This is a genomic window from Catenulispora subtropica (genome assembly GCF_039531675.1).
GTDB classification, from domain to species: Bacteria; Actinomycetota; Actinomycetes; order Streptomycetales; family Catenulisporaceae; genus Catenulispora; species Catenulispora subtropica.
The window spans coordinates 35,183-53,981 of record NZ_BAAAQM010000069.1 but is presented as its reverse complement, the minus strand read 5'-3'; the positions used below and the strand labels follow the sequence as shown (position 1 = coordinate 53,981).

Here is an 18,799-nt window from a genome sequence, read left to right as displayed (position 1 = left end):
CCCGCCGACGCTCCACAGCACCACACCCACAACCACCGCGCCCAAGCCCAAGCCCAAGCCCAAGCCCAACCGCAGCGAACCGACCCCCGAAAGACCGACCCGACGCTGCACAACTAGAGATCGGCCCGTCCGCTCTTGCTCGCGTAGTGGCGCTGAGCCTTGATCCGGCTTCCGCAGGTCGCCATGCTGCACCAGCGACGGCGGCCGTTGCGGCTGGTGTCGAGGAAGAGCCAGTGGCAGGAGGGGCACTCGCCGACGCGGTCGAGCGGGCCGTCCTGCAGCAGATGCGCGGCCGAGACCGCGATCGGCCAGCGCGGGTCGGGGTCGGGCCAGGTCAGGGTGAAGCGGTCGCCGTCGGGTTCGAGGCGGGCGGCGCCCACGGCTTCGGCGTGGACGGCCAGGATGGCGGCGAGGTCGGCGGCGGCGGGACGGGTGCCCGCGGCCACGGCCGAGAAGGTGCGGTAGATCGCTTCGCGGAGCTCGCGGGCGGCGGCCAGGTAGGCCGGATCGGCGGCGACGGCGGCGACTGTGGCCGCATCGCCGAGTCCGGCGGCGTGGGCCCACGCGGCCAGGGTCTCGGCGGCGTCGAGGTGGTCGCGGGTGGGGCGGGGACGGGCGTTCAGCGTGTTCGCGAAGTCCAGGCACAGGGCGTTGCCGACGAACTCGTCCTCGGCGGCCGCGCCGGGGACCGGCCCGGACGTGAGCTCCGGCTCTGACCCGGCATGCCGCTCGACCATCGAAGCCTCCTCTTACCGTTCAACCCGCGTTGACAGGTTAGCAGAGCGGGTGCCAGGCTGCCCTCAACCAATGAAAGTCGTTTCAACGGTGAGAAGGGGGACGCGGTGATCCATCGCAACGAATGGCTGCTCGTCGCCTTCACCGGGTCGACGAACATCGCCGACGCCGTGACGAAGGTGGTGCTCCCGCTCACGGCGCTGCACCGGTCCCCCTCGCCCTTCGTGGTCAGCGCCGTGGCCGCCACGCTGAGCCTGCCGTGGCTGGTGACCGCGCTGTACGTGGGCGTGTTCGTCGACCGGCTCGACCGGCGCGCCCTGATGCTCGGCGCCGAGGCCGCCCGGCTCGCCGCGGTCGGCGTCCTGCTGCTCGCGTACCTGGCCGGAGCCCTGACGCTGCCGGTCATCTTCGTCGCGGCCGCGGTCCTGGGCGTGGCCGAGGTGGTGGCGGTGGTGTCGGGCGGGTCGATCGTGCCGTCGGCGGTGCCGCGACCGCGATGGGAGAAGGCGAACACGCGCATCACGGCGATGGAGTACCTGTGCAACGGCTTCGTCGGCGCACCGGTCGGCGGACTGCTGGTCGCCGTCGGGTTCGCCACCGCCCTCGGCACGAGCGCCCTCGTCTACGCGCTCGGCGCCGGACTGCTCGCGCTGCTGATCGGCGACTTCCGGCCGGCACGGCGCACGGACCGCCCGCCGGTGCACGCCGAGATCCGCGAGGGCCTGGCCTTCCTGTGGAACGTCCCGCTGCTGCGCACGATGGCCCTGCTGATCACCGTCCTCGCCGGCTGCTGGGCCGCCTGGCTGGCCCTCATCCCGGTCTACGCGGTCGACGGCCCCCTGGCCCTCGACCCCGGCCGCTACGGTGTCCTGCTCACCTGCCTCGGGGCCGGGGGCATCGCCGGGACCGCGTTGGTCGGGCCGGTCAACCGGCTCGTGGGCCGCCGCTGGTCGATGTTCCTCGACATCGTCGGCTCCTTCGCCCTGGTCGCCACCCCGGCCGTGCTCCCGGCCGCCCCGGGCAGCGTCTGGGGCATCGGAGCCGCCGCCTTCCTGGCCGGCGCCGGCGGCACGATGTGGACCGTCAACGCCCGCCTGCTCACCCAGTCCTTCGTCCCGGCCGCCATGCTCGGCCGCTACATCGCCGCCAGCCGCCTGGTGTCGTGGGGCATGACCCCGATCGCGGCCCTGGCCGCCGGCGCGCTGGCGCAGGCGGTCGGCTTCCGGACGGCGTTCGCGGTCTTCGCAGTGCTCTGTCTCGCCCTGGCGCACCCGTTCCTGCGGGTGGTCACCGCCGACGCGGTGGCCGCCGCCGTCTCCCCGGTTCTGGAGCCCGCGCCTACAGCGAGCTGTTCAGCAGCCCCGGTCCGGTGAAGACACGCTCGCGGTCGTAGCGCCGCGCCACGTCCGCCAGCCGCGAGGCGTTGCCGCCGTAGTAGGCCGTGAGCCAGTCGGGCAGCGCGGGGTCGAGGTAGTTGATGTAGCCGCCCGCCGCCCCGAGCGCGGCCAGACCGGCACCCAGCGCCGCGACCTGCCGCGTGACGGCGTCGCGGGTGCTCACCGAGGCCTTGCCGTAGATCTGGACCGTCGCCAGGGCCCGCCGATGCCAGAACGCGGTGTCCTGCGGGCCCACGTCGCCGATCGCGCCGCCCGCCGCGTCGATCAGCAGCGACAGGCCGGGATGGGCGTGCACCAGATCGAGGAGCCGCCGCGGATCGCCGAGAGGCTCGACGAGCACCCGCGACGAGGCGACGAAGCCCTCCCGCCCCGACCCGCCGCCGTAATACCTCATCGCGTCGAGATAGCCGAAGCTCCGCACGACGCGGGAGACCGGCGGGTGTCCGACCTCTGACACCAGTGAGTCGAGCTGCCGGTTCACGCCGGCGGCATCCCCGACATAGCTGCCGACGGCGAAGACCACCGCCGGATCCCCGGTGTCGATCCGCAGCATCGACCACAGCTGCCGCGGCGCGTCCGCCACCCACTGCTGCCAGGCGGGAATCAGCTCACCCCACGCCCCGGCCGGGAACTGGATGAAGAACGCCGACAGCGACGGCGCCGGGAACGTCGCGAACGTGAACGAGGTGACCACACCGAAGTTGCCGCCCCCGCCGCCGCGCAGCGCCCAGAACAAATCAGGCTCCGACGACGCCGATGCGGTGCGGACCGTGCCGTCGGCCGTGACGACCTGCGCCTCCACCAACCGATCACAGGTCAAGCCGTAAGCCCGCGACAGCACACCGATGCCGCCGCCGAGGGTCAGGCCGGCCACGCCGACGGTCGGGCACGAGCCTCCCGGCAACGCCCGCCCGGAGGCGGCCACCGCGGAGTAGAGGTCCGCGAGCCGCACCCCGGCACCGACGACCGCCTGGTCCCCCTGCATCCGGACCCGCGACATGGCCGACAAGTCCATGACCAGACCCCCGTCCGGCGCGGAGTTCCCGACGTAACTGTGCCCGCCGCTGCGGGCCGCCACCGGCACCCGTCCCGCCGCGGCCGCCAAGCAGGCCTGCACGTCCGCCACCGTCGCACACCGGGCGACCGCCGCCGGCCGGCGGTCGTCGAACAGGACGTTGGCGACCTGCTTCGCCTGCGGATATCCGGCGTCCTCGGGCAGGACCAGCCCGCCGGACACCTTGCTGCGCAACGCCTGCCAGTCCGGCGCTCCCCGCGAGGTCGTGGACGGGGAGGACGACGCTGGAATCGCCGACGTGGGCGCTGACGGACCGCCGGTCGGGCCGGCAGAGCTCGACGACGGCGTCGCCGACGACGTCTCCGCGGTGGCCGACCCGGTCGCCGGAACCGCGGTCGCCGACGTCCCCGAACCTCCTGCCGGGCGCGCCGGGCGGCCGCACCCGGCCGCAGTCACTCCGACCGCTGCCGCCCCCGCGAGCCGGAGGAGCGTTCTCCTTTGAGGGTCCATACCTATGGGATGGATGAGGAGGTGTTCAGGTTGCCGACGGGGCCGCGCCTCGCGCCGGTCAGGGAGCGGCACGCAGTTTGGACAGCGCCTCGGCCAGGATGACCTCCGCGTCCGCGTCACTGCGGCGTTCGCGGACATAGGCCAGGTGAGTCTTGAACGGCGCCGGGGCCGCCGCCTCCGGAGGGTTCTCCGAGTCCCGCCCAGCCGGCTGCCCACAATCGCGACAGTCCCATACCTCAGGAACCTCCGCCGAGGCGGCGAAGTGCACCACTGAAGGATGGCCACTACCGCACCAGAAGGTCACCGCAATACTTTCCGCCCTGGCTCCGCGTTCGTGCTCGCCCATGGGGCCCGCACCGATCCTGCTCCCCCGGATACCGCTGCTGCGTGCCATTCGCCAGAGCCTCCCTGTCCGCAGCCGGTCCTCGACCGAGCTGGTCGAACCGAGCCGCGATCCCGACAGTACGCCCCCAAGGGTCGGCGTGGGGCCGATCGGGATGAACAGGAAGAACGAGCGGCGAGTGCCGTGTGACACGCGGTACCTGAAAACAATTGCGGCGTCCGGGATCCCCGGAGCAGAGTTCCCGGATTCGATTCGGCGAACTGCGACCCCGGCGGGCTTTCCATACATTGGCCGAAGGCCGCAATAACGTTTTATCTCAGACGTCGAAGATGTCCAGACCGTCGGTCGGTCACCAGAACGTGGTTCTTCTCATCGACGCCCCGAGTTCTGGGTGCGCACCGGGCCCGCGGCACCCCACAGGGGATAACCCCGACTCTGCGCCGTGGATCGTTGACACCCCGTAACCGCTTTCCTAGTGTCCATCGCGCTGCGCTGAGATCGCGCACGGACATGAGCGGTGCGTCCTCAGGGGTGGCATGGTAGGAACTGGTTCGGGGCTGAACGCCTATCTCCGACTGCTGCGTTCGCCGGGCGCCGGCGCGCTGGCGCTGTCGGGAGTGGTCGGACGGTTCCCCATCGCGATGCGGTCCATCGCGTGTCTGATGCTGATCTCGGCGGTCACCGGATCGCTGGGCGACGCCGGCGCGGTCGCGGCGGCGATGCTCGTCGCGCAGGGCGTGGTCAGCCCGGTGTACGGGCGGCTGGCCGACCGGCACAGCCAGCGGCGCGTGCTGCTGGCGGCCTGCGGCGCGCACGCGGTCACCATGGCGGCGCTGATCACCGCGATCGAGCTCCGGGCACCGCTGTGGGTCACGGCCGGGGCCGCCGTGGCCACCGGCTGCTCCTCGGTGTCCTTCTCGTCGTTCATGCGGGCGCGCTGGGCTGCGTTCGCCGAGGCCGGCGCGCTGCGGACGGCCTACGCGCTGGAGTCGATGCTCGACGAGACGATCTACCTGCTCGGCCCGCTGCTCGTCACAGTCCTGATCACCGAGGTGCACCCGTCGGCGGGCCTGGTGGCCTGCGCGGTGCTCACCACCGGCGGCTCGGTGGCGGTGGCCCTGCACCGCCGGTCCGAGCCGTTCCGCAGCGACCCGGAGACCGGGCCACGCGGTCCGGAGCGGGCGATCGCGGTGAGCGGGGTCCGGGTCCTGACACTCGCCTATGCCGGGATGGGCTTCCTGCTCGGCGCGGTCGAGGTGACGATGATCGCGTTCGCCCGCGAGCGCTCCGCACCCGCGCTCGGCGGCGTCTTCGTCTCGCTGACCGCCGTCGGCAGCCTCGCGGCCGGTCTGGTCTTCGGCGCGGTGGACTGGAAGCTCAGCCAAGCCAGGCTGCTGATCGCCGGCACCTTCCTGCTGACCGCCGGGGTGGTGCCGCTGGTCTTCGCACCGGACTTTCCCGTCATGGGCGTCCTGGCCGTCGTCGCCGGCATCGCGATCTCACCCGCGCTGATCGCCGGCAGCACGCTGCTGGAGGCGGTCGCGCCGAAGGCTTCGCTGTCGGAGGCCTTCTCCTGGCTCACCAGCGCCGGCGCGATCGGCATCGCGTCCGGTACGGCGGTCGGGGGCCGGCTGGCGGACCACGGCGGGTTCGGCCGCGCGGCGTGGGCGGCCGTCGGCGGCGGAATCGTCGCGCTGCTCGTCGTCGCCGCCGGGCAGCCGGCCCTGGCGGCCCGCGAGCCGGCCCGGGCACAAGACCGGAAACCGGCACAGGGCACGGAAGAACCACCAGAACAGGTACAGAGTGCGGCACTAGACCAATAAGGACTACGTCGTGACCGATCGTGACAACGATCCACCCATCATCGGGGGCCTACCGGTGCCCCGCCTCTCGTTCGACGAGTTCCTCGCCTTCGGACGCAGGGCCCTCATCAGGGCCGACGTCCCGGTGGTGATCACCCTGCCGGAGGACGTCCGCGGCCTCGGGCACGACGGCATCGCCGAGCGCCTCGGCGACCTGACCGTCACCCTGTTCACGGAGCCGAGCGACAAGCAGAACACGAAGCGCTGGACCACCCGCGACATCCGGCTGCGCGAGTTCTTCACCGACGACCGCTACCAGAACGACCCCACCACGTGGAACCGCATCGTCTCCAACATCCGCAACAACCCCGCGGACGTCACCGCGGTCCTCGGCTTCGACGCCGAGAAGCTGTTCGACTACCGGCGCTCGCTGAACGCCGCCAACATCTGGATCAGCCACCGCGGCGTCTTCACCCAGAGCCACTTCGACGAGCTGGAGAACTTCAACATCGCGCTGGAGGGCCGCAAGCGGTTCGTCATCGCGCCGCCCGGGTTCTGGGAGTACGCGCCGCGGTCGATCCGGCGCGGGTTCGGCGACAAGTCGCAGGTGTTCGACTTCGACGCCGTCGATCCGGGGCGGCACCCGCGGCTCGCGGCCAAGCTGACCCGTCGCAGGGAGCTGATCCTGGAGCCCGGTGAGATGCTCTACCTGCCGCTGGGCTGGTGGCACCAGGCCGAGTCGCTGGCCGAGATGAACATCAACATGAACTTCTGGCTGCGCGACCCGAAGATCTTCCGCCGGCCGTACGTGCTCGGCGTCGCCCTCTACACCGCCGCGTACCGCAAGGTGAAGGGCGTCTACAACTACCAGCCCGCCGAGGCGGGGTCATGACCGGCCGCAAGCGGATCGAGCCTCCGCACCGCTACCGCGACAACGACAAGGCGGTCGGCGTCGGGAACGCGTTCTGGGACCTGTCCGAGCGCAACGGGCTCGCCGGGATCGTGGCGGAGCTCGAGGACGGCGTGCTGCGGACCGTCGACACCGGCCACGAGTTCGTCAACTTCACCTGCTGCTCCTATCTCGACCTCGACGCGCATCCGGCGGTCATCGAGGGCGCGGTGGCGGCGGTGCGGCGGTTCGGCGTGCTCGACCACTGCATCCCGCGCAGCCGGGTGCAGATCCCGGCGCTGCTGGAGCTGGAGGCCTCGCTCGGCGAGCTCTTCGGCGCCCAGGCGGTCAGCGCGATCTCCGCGGGCGTCGCCAGCGCCGGCCTGCTGCCGCTGATCGCCTCCGGGCACCTCGGCGACGGAACCAGACCCCTGATGGTGTTCGACAAGAACTGCCACGTGTCGATGGCCGGCGCCAAGGCGGCGTGCGCCGACGAGAGCGAGGTGGTGACCGGCGGCCACCACGACCTCGACTTCCTCGAAGACATGTGCAAGCGGTACGAGCGGGTCTGCTACGTGGTCGACGGCGCGGACAGCCTCGGCGGCTACGCGCCGGTCGTGGAGCTCGCGAAGCTGCAGGACGCGTACGACATGCTCGTCTACTACGACGACTCGCACTCGGTCTCGGCCTACGGCGAACGCGGCGTCGGCTACGTCCGGACCCACAGCCCGGCGCTCGACGAGCGGACCATCACCGTCGCGACCCTGAACAAGGCGTTCGGCACCAGCGGCGCGATGATCCTGCTCGACGGCTATCCGAAGCACACGCTGCGGGTGATCGAGCGGTTCGCGGGAGCCCTGTGCTACTCGCAGCCGGTGAACACGGCCGCGGTCGGGGCGTCGCTGGCCTCGGCGGAGATCCACCGCACGGAGGAACTGCGGACGCTGCAGGCCCGGCTGCGCGCGAACATCGAGCTCTTCGACAGGCATGTCAAGACGGAGCAGAGCGGCGGTGCCTACCCGATCCGGGTCGTGCCGATGAGCGACGAGACCGTGATCGACGCCGGACGACGCGTGTTCGAGGCGGGGTTCTACGTCTCGCCGGTGTTCTTCCCGATCGTCTCGCGCGGTACCGCCGGGCTGCGGGTGATGATGCGCGCGGGGCAGACCGAGGAGCAGATCCGCAGGCTGTGCGCGGTGCTGATCGAGGTCGGCGCCCAGGCGGCGTCGCAGGAGGCGGAGCGATGAGCGCGATCCCCCGCAGCATCCTCTACACACCCGCGCTGTCGGCCGATCGCGCGGTGAAGGCCTGGTCCTACGACGCCGACGTGCACCTGATCGACCTCGAGGACGGCGTGCCGGAGCCGAAGAAGGACGAGGCGCGGACGGTGTGCCGTCAGGCGTTGGAGAAGGCGCCCCGGCCGGAGAACGTCGCGGTCCGCGTCAACGCCCTGAACACCGTCGAAGCAGCGCGCGATCTCCTGATGCTCGCCGAGAGCCCGGTGCGGCCGGGGTTCATCGTGATGACCATGGTGGACTCGGCGGTCGAGGTCGGCATCCTGCGCGCGGCGCTGGCGTCCGCGGGCGCGGAGCCCGACATCTACGTGACGCTGGAGACCCCGGCGGGCGTCCGCGAGGTGGACGCGATCGCGCAGGCGGCCGACGGGATCGTGCTCGGCTCCGCGGACCTGGCCGCGACGCTCGGCATCGACATCACGTGGGAGGGGATGCTCGCCGCGCGGCAGGCGATGGTGCTGGCGTGCCGCCGGTACGGCGCCGGGTGCGTCGACACCGCGAACTTCCTGCTGAGCCGGCCGGAGGTGCTGGCCGCCGAGATCGCACGGATCCGCGAACTCGGCTTCCACGGCAAGGCGGCCGTGCATCCGGGCGAACTGGCGGCGATCAACCAGGCGCTGCGCCCCGATCCGGAGGAGCTGCGGCAGGCGCGACGGGTCGTCGAGGCGGTCCGTGCGGCCGACGGCGGGATCGCGCTGCTCGACGGGAACATGGTCGGGCCGCCGTTCGCGCGGCGGGCCCGGGAGACGGTCGCGCTCGGGGACGCGTGGACGGAGCGGTTCGGTCACGCCGCCTTCCGTGAGGAGGACTCGGCATGACCGTGCCGTCGCCGAGGGCGGAAGTAACCGGTACCCGGCCGGCCCGTGTCGCCGTCATCGGCACCGGAGTGATCGGCCAGGATCTCGTCGGCAAGATCCACCGCTCGCCGCTGCTGACCTGTGCGCTGGTCGCGGGCCGCAACCCGGAGTCCGCCGGGCTGCGCCTCGCCGCCGAGCTGGGGTACCCGACCACCGCCGACGGCGTCGCGGCGATCCTGGCCGGTCCGGAGCCGTTCGACGTGGTCTTCGACGCCACCAACGCGATGGCGCACGCCGAGCACTGGCGCCTGCTCCAGCACACGGGCACACTGCTGGTCGACCTGACGCCCAGCCGCGTCGGGCGGATGGTCGTCCCCACGGTGACCGGGATGCGCGCGCCGGAGGAGCGCAACGTCAGCCTGATCAGTTGCGGCGGGCAGGCGTCGATCCCGATCGCGCACGCCCTGGCGGCGCGGTTCCCGGTCGAGTATCTGGAGGCGGTGTCGACCGTGGCCAGCACCATCGCCGGCCGGGCGACCCGGCTCAATCTGGACGAGTACGTGGCCACGACGCAGCATGCCCTCACCGCGTTCTCCGGGGTGCGGGACACGAAGGCCATCCTCAACATCAGCCCGGCCGTGCCGCCGGCGACGTTCCGGACGGCGGTGCACGCGGTGATCCCGGGTGCCGACGCCGCGGCGATCCGCGCGGTGGTGGATCAGACCGCTGGCCAGGTCCAGGCGTTCGCGCCCGGCTACGAGGTCACGGCGTGCTCGGTGGCGGGCGACCGGGTCGTGGTCTCGGTGGAGGTCGCCGCCGTCAGCGCGGTCCTGCCGCGCTACGCCGGGAACCTGGACATCATCGACTCGGCCGCGATCCTGGTCGCCGAGCAGCACGCGGCGCGCCTGGCCGGTGCTTCCGGTCCGGTCGTGACGGAGGCGCGCCGATGAACGCCGAAGACTCCGGGACCACAGTCCTGATCCACGACCCGACGCTGCGCGACGGCCAGCACGCGGTGCGGCACCAGCTGAGCGCCGCGGCGCTGCGCGGTTACGCCGAGGCGGCCGACGCGGCCGGGATCCCGGTCGTGGAGGTCGGGCACGGCAACGGCCTCGGCGCCTCCTCGCTCCAGGTGGGCCGGGCCGCGGTCGGCGACGACCTGATGCTCTCCACGGTCCGCGAGGCGCTGCGCCACAGCAAGATGGGCGTCTTCCTGCTGCCCGGCTGGGGCACGTCCGACGATCTGCGCAAGGCGCTCGCGCACGGCGCGGACATCGTCCGGATCGGTGTGCACTGCACCGAGACGTCGCTGGCCGAGCGGCATCTCGGCTTCCTGCGCGACGCGGGCGCGGAGGCGCACTGCGTGCTCATGATGAGCCACATGGCGACGCCCGCCGAGCTGGCCGACCACGCGGCCCGCGCCGTCGGGTACGGCGCCCGCGCGGTCGGCATCATGGACTCCTCGGGCCACTTCCTGCCGCACGACGTGGGCGAACGGATCGGCGCGATCGTGGCGGCGGTCGGCACCGGCGTCCCGGTCATCTTCCACGGCCACGACAACCTCGGCATGGCCGTCGCGAACTCGGTGGCGGCCGCCGAGGCGGGTGCGACCATCATCGACGGCTGCGCCCGCGGTTTCGGCGCCGGGGCCGGGAACACCCAGTTGGAGGTGCTGGTCCCGGTGCTGGAACGTATGGGCTTCGCCACCGGGATCGACCTGTACGGCCTGCTGGACGCCGCCGAGTTCGCCGAACGCGAGCTGATGCCGGCGCCGCCGGTCACCGGCTCGCTGAGCATCGTCAGCGGTCTGGCCGGGGTGTTCTCGGGGTTCAAGCACCAGGTGCTGGAGGAGGCCGGACGCGCCGGGGTCGATCCGCGCGACGTGTTCTTCGAACTGGGGCGACGGCAGGCGATCGCCGGACAGGAGGACCTGATCGTGGACGTGGTCGCGGAGCTGGCGGCCCGAACCGGGGAGACGGCGGCGTGAGCGGCGGCGGCATCGAGGTCCTCGTCGGCGCCGGGGACATGGAGGGGCCGGAGCGCCTCCTGGACGTGGTCGACGCACTCGCCGAGGTCTTCGCCGACCTCGCCTCCGGCCGGACGCGATCGCCCTCCCGCACCGTCGTCGAGCACGGTCCGCGGCGCCAGATGGTGGTCGGCACCGCGGTATGGGAGCGGCGGGGTGTCGGGAGCGTCAAGGTCAGTACCCTGACGCCGGACAACCCCGAGAGGGGACTGCCGCTCATCCACGGTGTCGTGGTCCTGACCGACCTCGCCACCGGACGGATCAGGGCCCTGCTGGACGGCGCCGAGCTGACCGCCGTCCGCACCGCTGCGGTGGCCGGGCTGGCGACCCGGCTGTGCGCGCCGGCCGATGCCGGGGAGCTGGCGGTCATCGGGGCCGGGGTGCAGGCCCGTGCGCTGTTCCGGGCCATGGAGGCGGTGCGGCCGGTCCGGGCGATGCGGGTGTTCTCACGGACGCCGGCAGGTGCCGGGCGTTTCGCCCGCTGGGTCCGCGGAGCCGCGAGCCGGCCGGTGGACGTCACGGTCCACGACTCGGCACGCGACGCGGTCGCCGGCGCCGGGCTCGTCTGCACCGCGACGTCCACCGCGGGGACGGAGCCGGTGGTCGAGGCGGACTGGATCGCGCCCGGCGCGCACGTCAACGTCATCGGCGGCACCCACGAGGACGCGATCGAGGTCGATCCGGTGCTCTTGGCGTCGGCGCTCACAGTGGTGGAGGAACGGGAGGCAGCCCTCGAAGACGCCGGCGAGGTCCGCGCCGCACTCGCCGCCGGGCTGATCGGCACCGCGGACCTGAACGAACTCGGTGCCCTGATAACGGACGGGTTCGTGCCCGACGGCCGGACGACGGTGTTCCGCGGCGTCGGCCTGGCCGTCGAGGACACGGCCGCCGCCGTGGCGCTCACCGAGGCGGCGGAAGCTCGAAGGGACCGCCGGTGACCCGGCGGTCAGTCGCCGGACTCGGCGGCCTGCGCCTGCTCCCGGCAGCGCACCAGGAACGACCGCTCGAACACGATGACCTCCTCCCCCGTGGCCTTCGTCCCGACCGTCTCCACGGTCACGATCCCGTTGCCCGGCCGCGACTTCGACAGCCGCTTGGCGAGGATCCGGCTGGTCGCGTAGAGCGTGTCGCCGACGAACACCGGCTCGCGGAGCCGGACGCGGTCCCAGCCGAGGTTCGCCACGGCCCGCGCCGACAGCGCCTGCACGGTCATACCGCCGACCAGGCACAGGGTGATGCCGCTGTTGACCAGCACCTGTCCGTACTCGGCGCCGGCGCCGTAGGCCCGGTCGAAGTGCAGCGGGTGCTGGTTCATGGTGAGCAGGGTCAGCCAGGTGTTGTCGGTCTCGGTGATGGTCCGGCCCGGCCAGTGCCGGATCACCATGCCGGGTTCGAAGTCCTCGTAGTCCCCTCCGTGCTCTTCGACGTACTCGTTGTCCTGGACCCGGCGCAGCGCCATGGTTCGCTCTCCCGACGAAAGGGCCTGTGAACGTGGACGTGTTCGCAGACAGCCATACCCAAGATCCCTGGTTCGGCACCCGTCACCTGCGCCCCGTCGCGCCGCCGGAGCAGATCCGGCAGATGCTGCGGCACGAGATCCGCGACGTCGGCTGGCCGCACCAGCCGATCCTGCCCGCGGCGCCGCTGGCACTGCCCCGGGCGTCGTACGCGGAGCTGTTCCGGGCGAGCCTGGCGCTGCTGGACCTGATCCGCCGCGCCGCGTTGGAGAGCGCGCCGACGACGCGCGGGCGGCTGGAGGCCTACCGGGTGCCGGAGTTCGAGCACCAGCTGTTCGTCGACGACATGTTCGTCGAGGAGCGCTACGCCGACTGCGTCGCGCGGCCCGACATCGTGATCGGACCGCACGGTCCCCAGTTCGTCGAGTTCAACGTCAACGCGGCGCTCGGCGGTGCCGTCGAGTCCTTCTGCCGGTACGAGGTGTGGCGGCGGCTCTACGGCGAGGCCGACGGCCGCCTGCCGTACCGCCATGAGAATCCGCTGGCGGCGCGCGCGGAGATGTTCCACCGGCTGGCCGCCGAGCTCGGCGTGGCGCCGCGGGTGGCCAACGTGGGCAGCATGGCGGACGCGGTCGGGCCGCGCTACTTCCATCTCGAGACGGACTATCTCAACAGCCGGGGCCTCACCGCGCGCTTCTTCGAGCCCGACGACCTGCACGAGGCCTGGGACGCGCCGCCGCACCTGCGCTACCCGCTGGGGCTGCGGAACTTCACCGTCACGGACTTCGAGGAACTGGGCATCGACCTGGCGCCGGTCCAGGCCGCGCTCGACCACGGCTGTCTGCTGCTCGGCACCCAGACCGGGGTGTTCATGACCAGCAAACTGACCTTGGGGATGCTCTCCGAGGGCCGGCCGTGGATGAGCGGCGCGGAGAAGGCCTTCGTCGACCGGTACCTGCCGTGGACGCGGGTGCTGTCGCACCGCTGGACGACGCGCGGCGAGCGGAAGGTCGACCTCGTCCGCTACGCCGTGGACCACCGCGAGTCGCTGGTCCTGAAGGAGGGCGGCGGGATGGGCGGCATGCAGGTGGTGATCGGCGGACAGACCGGCCAGGCGGAGTGGGAGACGGCGGTGGGCCAGGCGTCCGAGGAGGGGACGAGCATCGTGCAGGACTTCGTCACGCCGCGGACGTGCTCGCTGCCGGTCGTCGCCGACGACGTCGCAGAGCCCTACCTCACCGCCATCGCGCCGGTGTTCGGCCCGCTGCTGTTCGGCGGACGGCCGGCGGGCGTGTTCGTGCGGTTCTTCGGCGACGGCCGCACCGGCTTGGTCAGCATCGTGGGCAGCCAGTGTTCCGACAACGCGGTGGTGTGGATCTGAGGGTCCTGATGACGCCGGAGGCTCAGCCGCCCAGTACGTAGATCAGCTCGGTGACCGTCGCCTGACGCCCCTCGGCGAAGGCGTCCTCGCTGCCGATGCGGACGAAGCCGTTGCGCTCCAGGACGCGGACCGAGCCCAGGTTGTCCTCCACGACGCGGGCGTGGATCGGGCGCACCGCGACCTCGTCCAGGAGCGCCGCGACGGCGGCGGTGGCCACGCCGCGGCCCCACACGTCCTTGCGGATCCAGTAGGTGAGATCGAGGTCTGCCTCGATCGGGAACACGGCGACGCTGCCGACGAGGTCGCCGTCGAGCTCGACGGCGCGGCCGGTGATCTCCGGGTCCGCCAGGAGCTTGCGGTGCTTGGCGAGGTAGGCGTCGCGGTCCCGGGCGGCGGCCCCGACGAAGGCGGCGAGGTGCCGGGCTTCGTCGTCGAGCTGGATCTCGAACAGCCGGGGGAGGTCGTCCTCTCGCAGGGGTCGAAGCGCCAGGAGCCCGGTCACGCGGTCCGCCACCGCATCTCCTCCGCACCGGTCAGGGATTGTCGATCGGAGCTTGCGATTTTAACAGCCCGGCAACAGTGGGGCGCCGTCCGACGTGCCTCCCAGTGTCAGCGCGCCGGCCCCGCCGCCCTGTCCGGTCCCTGTCCGATCCCTGTCCGGTCCCTGTCCAATCTCAGTCCAATGCCGGTCCAAACCGTCTCGCTAGCGTCCCAGTGTCCCGCCGCCCGTCGGTTCAGACGGGCACTGATGCGATCGGCCGGCCGCGTCCGCGGACCGGCAGGGAGGCTGGAACAGATGGGTATTCGCGCGAAGGCCACCTTGGGGGCGGCGCTGTGCGCGCTGGCTCTCGCGGTGGCGCAACCGGCCGGCGCGGCGTCCGCGCCGGCCGGACCCGTGGCGCACGCCTCGTCGGGATGTGCCGGAGCCACGGTTCTGACACCACGCGACGGCGCCGTGGCGACCGCGCAGGCGATGGGCATGACGTCCGCCGCCGACGGTTTCTACGCACGCGCGGCGGAGAGCCACGCCACCTGGCTGTCGACCATGTCCTGCAGCAAGACGTCCCACACTCATGCGTTGAAGCCCGCGACCATCACCACCGCCGCAGCCGGTGCCGGTGCCGGTGCCGGAGTGCGCAACGCCGGTTACCTCTCGTCTAACTGGTCCGGCTACCAGATCAACGGCACCTCGCAGTACGTCCAGTCCGGGTGGACCGTGCCGACGGTGACGCAGCCGATGCCGGCCTACTCGACCACCGGCTACTACTCGTCGATCTGGTCGGGGATCGGCGGCGGCTTCAACGCCGGCAACGGCGCGCTCATCCAGTCCGGCACGGCCGAGGACGTCAACGCCAGCGGCCAGGCGTCCTACTACGCCTGGTACGAGATCGTCGGCGGCACCCACGACACCGGCGGCGAGATCCGGATCAACAACCTGCCGGTCCATCCCGGCGACGCCGTGGGCAGCGGTGTGGAGTGGACGCCCAGCGGCGGGGCGATCCTCGGGGTCTGCAACTTCAGCACCGGCGGCGGGTGCATCAACTTCACGCTCGCTTCCTCGGCGCCGGGGACGTCGGAGGAGTGGATCGTCGAGGCCCCCTACTTCAACGGCGTCCTGCCGCTGGCGGACTTCCACTCCGTGAACTTCGTCAACGCCTGCTGGCAGACCACCTTCCAGAGCACCGGCACCTGCTCGTCCATCGCCGCCGGCGGTCCGCAGCCGATATCGCTGGAGCAGTACGTGTTCAAGGCGTACCAGGTCCTCGCCCAGCCCCAGGGCGGTCTGACGAACAACGGCCAGAACTTCACCGACTACTACATCCCGCCGGAGCGCTGCCCCACCTGCTGACCATGCCCTGACCGCGCCCTGACCGCGCCTTGGAGAGGGCGCCCTCAGCGCTGGCGTCCGCTCCGCCGAGCCTGGTCCAGGCCCGGCGGAGCGTTCTTCGCCTCCAGGCACCGCTGGATCCCGGCGCGAGCCCGCCGCTGGTCGGTCTTGCTGCCGGTCCGCAGGCCCAGCGCCAGATCCTGCTCGTGATGGGTGAGCGCCACGTCGAACTCCCCGAGCGCGAAGGCGGACTCGCCCAGGGTGTGGTGGGCGTTTCCCTGGGTGCCGAGGTCGCCCGAGTCCTCGCCGAGGACCAGCGCCTGGCCGGCCCACTCGATCGCCTCCTGCCAGTTGCCCGCCTTGAGGTCGAGCAGTCCCAGGATGTTGAGACTCTCGCCCTCGCCGGGGCCTCCGAGCACGCGGTGCAGCTCCAGGGCCGCCAGCAGGTGCTCACGCGCCCGGCGCCAGTCGCCGGTGAAGATGTTCGCCAGGCCCAGGTTGTTCAGCGCGGCGCCTTCGCCGCCGCGGTCGTTCACCTCGCGATACACGGCCAGAGCCTGTTCCAGGTGCGCGACGGCCTCCGGATACCGGCCGGCCTGGCGGTGCACGATCGCGATGTTGTTGAGCGCGTCGGCCTCGGCGGCCCGGAAGCCCGTCTCCCGGTGGAGGGCCAGGGCCCGGTGGTACTCGGCCAGCGCCGCCTCGAACTCGCCGCGCCATTCCCGGATCAGGCCGATGTTGCCCAGTGCCGACCCCTCGGTGACGCGGTCCCCGGTCGTCCGGGCGACGTCCAGAGCGGACTCCAGCTCGGCCAGCGCCGTGTCCAGGTCGCCCAGACGGTAGTGCACCATACCGAGTCCCTGCCGCGCCCCGGCCTCGACCAGACGGTCACCGCTGCCGACCGCCATCACCAGGGCCTTCTGCAGATGCTCGATCGCTTCGGCGTAGCGGGTGAGCCGGTGACAGGCCATCCCGAGATCCGCCAACGCGATGCGCTCCGCGTCCTCGTCCCCGCTCTCGCGAGCCAGCCGGACCGCCAGGCGTTGCAGCTCGGCCATCTCCCGGAACCGGCCGGCCGTGGTCAGGTGACGTTGCAGCGTCGCGGCGAGGAACCCCACGTGCCGGGCCAGGCCGGTATCGGCGGCCAGGTGCGCCGCCGCCAGAAGCGTGTCCGTCTGCGCGGTGAGCCACTGCTCGGCCCCGACGGCCCCGACGGCCGCGCTGCCGGGGCCGGTGTCGGCGAACGTGCGGTGCGGGTGCGCCAGGCCGTCCGGCCGCGGACGCCGGTACTTCTCGAACGGATAGACCTCGTCCATCGCCGTGGCGGCGGTCCGGCACAGATCGTCGAGCAGCCGGGCGATCGCGGCGGAGCGGTCGGTGTCGGACTCCTGGTTCTCGGCCAGCTCACGGGCGTAGGCGCGAAGCAGGTCGTGGGTGGTGAGCCGGCCGTCGCCGGTCTGACGGATCAGGAACGTCCGGATCAACTGGTCGACGACGTGCCCGGCGGCGTGCACGCTCCGGCCGGTGAGCGCCGCCACGGCGAACGCGTCGAAATCCCGCCCCGGGTGCAGCCCCAGCAGACGGAACGCCTGCGCGGCCTCGGGCGCCAGGGCCGCGTAGGACCAGGAGAAGACGGCCCGCATCGCCGCCGCCTCGTCCTCGCCCACGCTGAGCGTGTCCAGCCGGCGCTGGTGGTCCTCGAAGTCGGCGACCAGGTCCCGCAACGTCGCCGCCGGCCTGGACGCCACGCGTTCGGCGGCGATGCGCAGGGCCAGCGGCAGACGGTCGCAGAAGCGGGCGAGCCGGGCGGCCGACTCCGGATCGTCCCCGGCGCGCGCGCCGAGCAGCCGGTGCAGGAGGCCGGTCGCCTCCCCGTCCGACAACGCCTCCACCACGACCCGGCGCGCGCCGTCCCGGGCGACCAGCCCGGCCAGGTCGCTGCGGCTGGTGACCACCGTCCGGCAGCCCGCGGTGCCCGGCAGCAGCGGCCGGACCTGGGCCGGGGTCCGGGCGTTGTCGAGCAGGATCAGCATCCTGCGTCCGGCCAGCGTGGTGCGCAGCCGCGCGGTCAGGTCGTCCGGCTCGCGGGGCAGCTCGCTCCGCGGGATGCCCAACGCGGCCAGGAAGCCGGCCGCCGCGTCGGCCGGCGCCACCGGACGCTGCGGCCCGTAGCCCTGGAGGTCGATGTAGAGGCAGCCGTCGGGGAACAGGTCGGCGACGCGATGCGACCAGCGCAGGGCGAGGGCGGTCTTGCCGACGCCGGCCGGTCCGCAGATCACGACGACCGTGGGCCGCGGACCGCCGGACGCCGCCGCGCCCGCGGCCGCGGCAGCCGAGCGGGGTTTCGCAGCAAGCTGATCGAGGATCGCCAGTTCGGGCGCACGGCCCACGAAGTCCGGCACGTCCGCGGGCAGCTGCGCGGGAACCCCGCTCCGGAGGGGCGGCGCCGACGAGGACGGCACCGCCGCGCCCCGGCCCGCGCTCTCACCGAGCAGCAGCGCCTGGTGGGTGGCGGTCAGCTCGGGGCCCGGGTCCACCCCGAGCTGGTCCACCAGCAGCTGCCGGGTGGCGTGGAAGTGGGCGAACGCGTCGGCCCGGCGCCCGGCGTCCTGGTAGACCCGGATCAGCCGGGCCTGCGCCAGCTCGTCGAGCGGGTGCAGGCGCGCGGTCCGTTCGGCGAGCCCGACGACCTCCGCGCCGCGGCCCAGCGCCGTGGCGGCGTCCAGGTAGCGGGCGACCGCGGCGTAGTGCACGGAGTGCAGCGCGGCCAGCCACGGATGACCGCTCAGCTGCGGGACGTCGGCCGCCGGCTCGGCCGTCCACAGGTCCAGCGCCTCGCCGAGCAGCCGCCACACCGTCGCGTGGTCGTCCCGCCGGTACGGTTCGCCGGAGGCCTCGACCAGGGTGCGGAAACGCACGACGTCGACCGCGTCCGGCCCCAGCCGCAGCGCGTACCCGTCGCCGACCGAGGGCAGCAGCGCACTGGGCCGATGGGCCGGCCGGTCCGGCTCCAGCGCCGCCCGCAGCCGCTTCACCTGTGTCTGGACGATGTTCCAGGCGCTCGGCGGCGCCTCGACCGGCCACAGCGCGTCCAGCAGCGCGGCCCGCCCCACCGGCTGCCCGCCGGCCAGCGCCAGGAGCGCCAGCACGGCCCGCTGCTGGGCGGGCCCGGGAGGCAGCGGCGCGCCGTCCCGCTCGATCACGACGCCGCCGAACACCGTGACACCTATCGCCGCCATCGAATCCAGCCCTTCCCCCCCACACCGGAACAGCACTCTGACGAGAGCTTCATCACAGGATCCTGCATCACATCATCGGCACCGC

At 72.5% G+C, this 18,799-nt stretch carries 17 protein-coding genes; 11 read left to right on the top strand and 6 right to left on the bottom strand.

Annotation, left to right across the window (positions count from 1 at the left end; all coding sequences use genetic code 11):
* Nucleotides 1–113: 113 nt before the first annotated feature.
* On the bottom strand, nucleotides 114–737 hold the full coding sequence (locus ABD466_RS38645; protein ID WP_344662252.1) for a CGNR zinc finger domain-containing protein: 624 nt from the start codon (nucleotides 735–737) through the stop codon (nucleotides 114–116).
* Between the two features lie 105 nt (nucleotides 738–842).
* On the opposite strand from ABD466_RS38645, the gene ABD466_RS38640 reads away from it, so the two are divergent.
* Nucleotides 843–2,108, top strand: coding sequence for an MFS transporter (locus ABD466_RS38640; RefSeq protein ID WP_344662251.1), 1,266 nt, complete (start codon nucleotides 843–845; stop codon nucleotides 2,106–2,108).
* Here the strand turns inward: ABD466_RS38640 and ABD466_RS38635 are convergent.
* The gene (locus ABD466_RS38635; RefSeq protein WP_344662250.1) at nucleotides 2,074–3,381 is read right to left on the bottom strand and encodes an FAD-binding oxidoreductase; all 1,308 of its coding nucleotides are present in this window, start codon (nucleotides 3,379–3,381) and stop codon (nucleotides 2,074–2,076) included. The genes ABD466_RS38640 and ABD466_RS38635 overlap by 35 nt on opposite strands.
* A 64-nt stretch (nucleotides 3,382–3,445) precedes the next feature.
* Between ABD466_RS38635 and ABD466_RS38630 the strand changes: the two genes are divergently transcribed.
* The gene (locus tag ABD466_RS38630; protein WP_344662249.1) at nucleotides 3,446–3,649 is read left to right on the top strand and encodes a hypothetical protein; all 204 of its coding nucleotides are present in this window, start codon (nucleotides 3,446–3,448) and stop codon (nucleotides 3,647–3,649) included.
* 66 nt (nucleotides 3,650–3,715) lie between these two features.
* Here the strand turns inward: ABD466_RS38630 and ABD466_RS38625 are convergent, their stop codons facing one another.
* Nucleotides 3,716–4,051 carry an RNA polymerase-binding protein RbpA gene (locus tag ABD466_RS38625; RefSeq protein WP_344662248.1) on the bottom strand — a complete coding sequence of 112 codons (336 nt, stop codon included), beginning with the start codon at nucleotides 4,049–4,051 and terminating at the stop codon, nucleotides 3,716–3,718.
* A gap of 485 nt (nucleotides 4,052–4,536) precedes the next feature.
* Here ABD466_RS38625 and ABD466_RS38620 point away from each other — a divergent pair, with 485 nt between their 5' ends.
* The 7 genes from ABD466_RS38620 to ABD466_RS38590 are packed head-to-tail and all read left to right on the top strand — an operon-like array spanning nucleotide 4,537 to nucleotide 11,747.
* A complete protein-coding gene (locus ABD466_RS38620; protein WP_344662247.1) occupies nucleotides 4,537–5,823 on the top strand; it encodes an MFS transporter in 1,287 nt (428 codons plus the stop codon).
* Between the two features lie 10 nt (nucleotides 5,824–5,833).
* Entirely contained in the window at nucleotides 5,834–6,694 is an 861-nt protein-coding gene (locus ABD466_RS38615) for a cupin-like domain-containing protein (protein ID WP_344662246.1), read from the top strand.
* A complete protein-coding gene (locus ABD466_RS38610; protein WP_344662245.1) occupies nucleotides 6,691–7,938 on the top strand; it encodes an 8-amino-7-oxononanoate synthase family protein in 1,248 nt (415 codons plus the stop codon). The genes ABD466_RS38615 and ABD466_RS38610 overlap by 4 nt, the downstream gene beginning before the upstream one ends.
* Entirely contained in the window at nucleotides 7,935–8,804 is an 870-nt protein-coding gene (locus ABD466_RS38605) for an HpcH/HpaI aldolase/citrate lyase family protein (RefSeq protein ID WP_344662244.1), read from the top strand. The genes ABD466_RS38610 and ABD466_RS38605 overlap by 4 nt, the downstream gene beginning before the upstream one ends.
* Complete coding sequence (locus ABD466_RS38600; protein WP_344662243.1) at nucleotides 8,801–9,733, top strand: acetaldehyde dehydrogenase (acetylating); 933 nt, start codon at nucleotides 8,801–8,803, stop codon at nucleotides 9,731–9,733. Before ABD466_RS38605 ends, ABD466_RS38600 begins: the two co-directional genes overlap by 4 nt.
* Nucleotides 9,730–10,770 carry a 4-hydroxy-2-oxovalerate aldolase gene (gene dmpG, locus ABD466_RS38595; RefSeq protein WP_344662242.1) on the top strand — a complete coding sequence of 347 codons (1,041 nt, stop codon included), beginning with the start codon at nucleotides 9,730–9,732 and terminating at the stop codon, nucleotides 10,768–10,770. Before ABD466_RS38600 ends, dmpG begins: the two co-directional genes overlap by 4 nt.
* A 38-nt stretch (nucleotides 10,771–10,808) precedes the next feature.
* Nucleotides 10,809–11,747, top strand: coding sequence for an ornithine cyclodeaminase family protein (locus ABD466_RS38590; protein WP_344662254.1), 939 nt, complete (start codon nucleotides 10,809–10,811; stop codon nucleotides 11,745–11,747).
* A gap of 8 nt (nucleotides 11,748–11,755) precedes the next feature.
* Here the strand turns inward: ABD466_RS38590 and ABD466_RS38585 are convergent, their stop codons facing one another.
* Nucleotides 11,756–12,268 carry a MaoC family dehydratase gene (locus ABD466_RS38585; RefSeq protein ID WP_344662241.1) on the bottom strand — a complete coding sequence of 171 codons (513 nt, stop codon included), beginning with the start codon at nucleotides 12,266–12,268 and terminating at the stop codon, nucleotides 11,756–11,758.
* Between the two features lie 32 nt (nucleotides 12,269–12,300).
* Here ABD466_RS38585 and ABD466_RS38580 point away from each other — a divergent pair, with 32 nt between their 5' ends.
* A complete protein-coding gene (locus ABD466_RS38580) occupies nucleotides 12,301–13,647 on the top strand; it encodes a hypothetical protein (protein ID WP_344662240.1) in 1,347 nt (448 codons plus the stop codon).
* A 22-nt stretch (nucleotides 13,648–13,669) separates the two neighbouring features.
* Here ABD466_RS38580 and ABD466_RS38575 read toward each other — a convergent pair whose 3' ends face one another.
* Entirely contained in the window at nucleotides 13,670–14,161 is a 492-nt protein-coding gene (locus ABD466_RS38575) for a GNAT family N-acetyltransferase (protein ID WP_344662239.1), read from the bottom strand.
* A 282-nt stretch (nucleotides 14,162–14,443) separates the two neighbouring features.
* Here ABD466_RS38575 and ABD466_RS38570 point away from each other — a divergent pair, with 282 nt between their 5' ends.
* The gene (locus ABD466_RS38570; RefSeq protein ID WP_344662238.1) at nucleotides 14,444–15,496 is read left to right on the top strand and encodes a G1 family glutamic endopeptidase; all 1,053 of its coding nucleotides are present in this window, start codon (nucleotides 14,444–14,446) and stop codon (nucleotides 15,494–15,496) included.
* 44 nt (nucleotides 15,497–15,540) lie between these two features.
* On the opposite strand, the gene ABD466_RS38565 is transcribed toward ABD466_RS38570, so the two are convergent.
* Complete coding sequence (locus ABD466_RS38565; RefSeq protein ID WP_344662237.1) at nucleotides 15,541–18,714, bottom strand: AfsR/SARP family transcriptional regulator; 3,174 nt, start codon at nucleotides 18,712–18,714, stop codon at nucleotides 15,541–15,543.
* Between the last annotated feature and the right edge of the window lie 85 nt (nucleotides 18,715–18,799).

Bases quoted from the DNA above. Each gene is read 5' to 3' on its own strand.
- ABD466_RS38645 (WP_344662252.1), bottom strand. From the start codon at position 737: ATGGTCGAGCGGCATGCCGGGTCAGAGCCGGAGCTCACGTCCGGGCCG.
- ABD466_RS38625 (WP_344662248.1), bottom strand. From the start codon at position 4,051: ATGGCACGCAGCAGCGGTATCCGGGGGAGCAGGATCGGTGCGGGCCCC.
- ABD466_RS38620 (WP_344662247.1), top strand. From the start codon at position 4,537: ATGGTAGGAACTGGTTCGGGGCTGAACGCCTATCTCCGACTGCTGCGT.
- ABD466_RS38610 (WP_344662245.1), top strand. From the start codon at position 6,691: ATGACCGGCCGCAAGCGGATCGAGCCTCCGCACCGCTACCGCGACAAC.
- ABD466_RS38605 (WP_344662244.1), top strand. From the start codon at position 7,935: ATGAGCGCGATCCCCCGCAGCATCCTCTACACACCCGCGCTGTCGGCC.
- ABD466_RS38600 (WP_344662243.1), top strand. From the start codon at position 8,801: ATGACCGTGCCGTCGCCGAGGGCGGAAGTAACCGGTACCCGGCCGGCC.
- dmpG (WP_344662242.1), top strand. From the start codon at position 9,730: ATGAACGCCGAAGACTCCGGGACCACAGTCCTGATCCACGACCCGACG.
- ABD466_RS38590 (WP_344662254.1), top strand. From the start codon at position 10,809: ATGGAGGGGCCGGAGCGCCTCCTGGACGTGGTCGACGCACTCGCCGAG.
- ABD466_RS38585 (WP_344662241.1), bottom strand. From the start codon at position 12,268: ATGGCGCTGCGCCGGGTCCAGGACAACGAGTACGTCGAAGAGCACGGA.
- ABD466_RS38570 (WP_344662238.1), top strand. From the start codon at position 14,444: ATGGGTATTCGCGCGAAGGCCACCTTGGGGGCGGCGCTGTGCGCGCTG.
- ABD466_RS38565 (WP_344662237.1), bottom strand. From the start codon at position 18,714: ATGGCGGCGATAGGTGTCACGGTGTTCGGCGGCGTCGTGATCGAGCGG.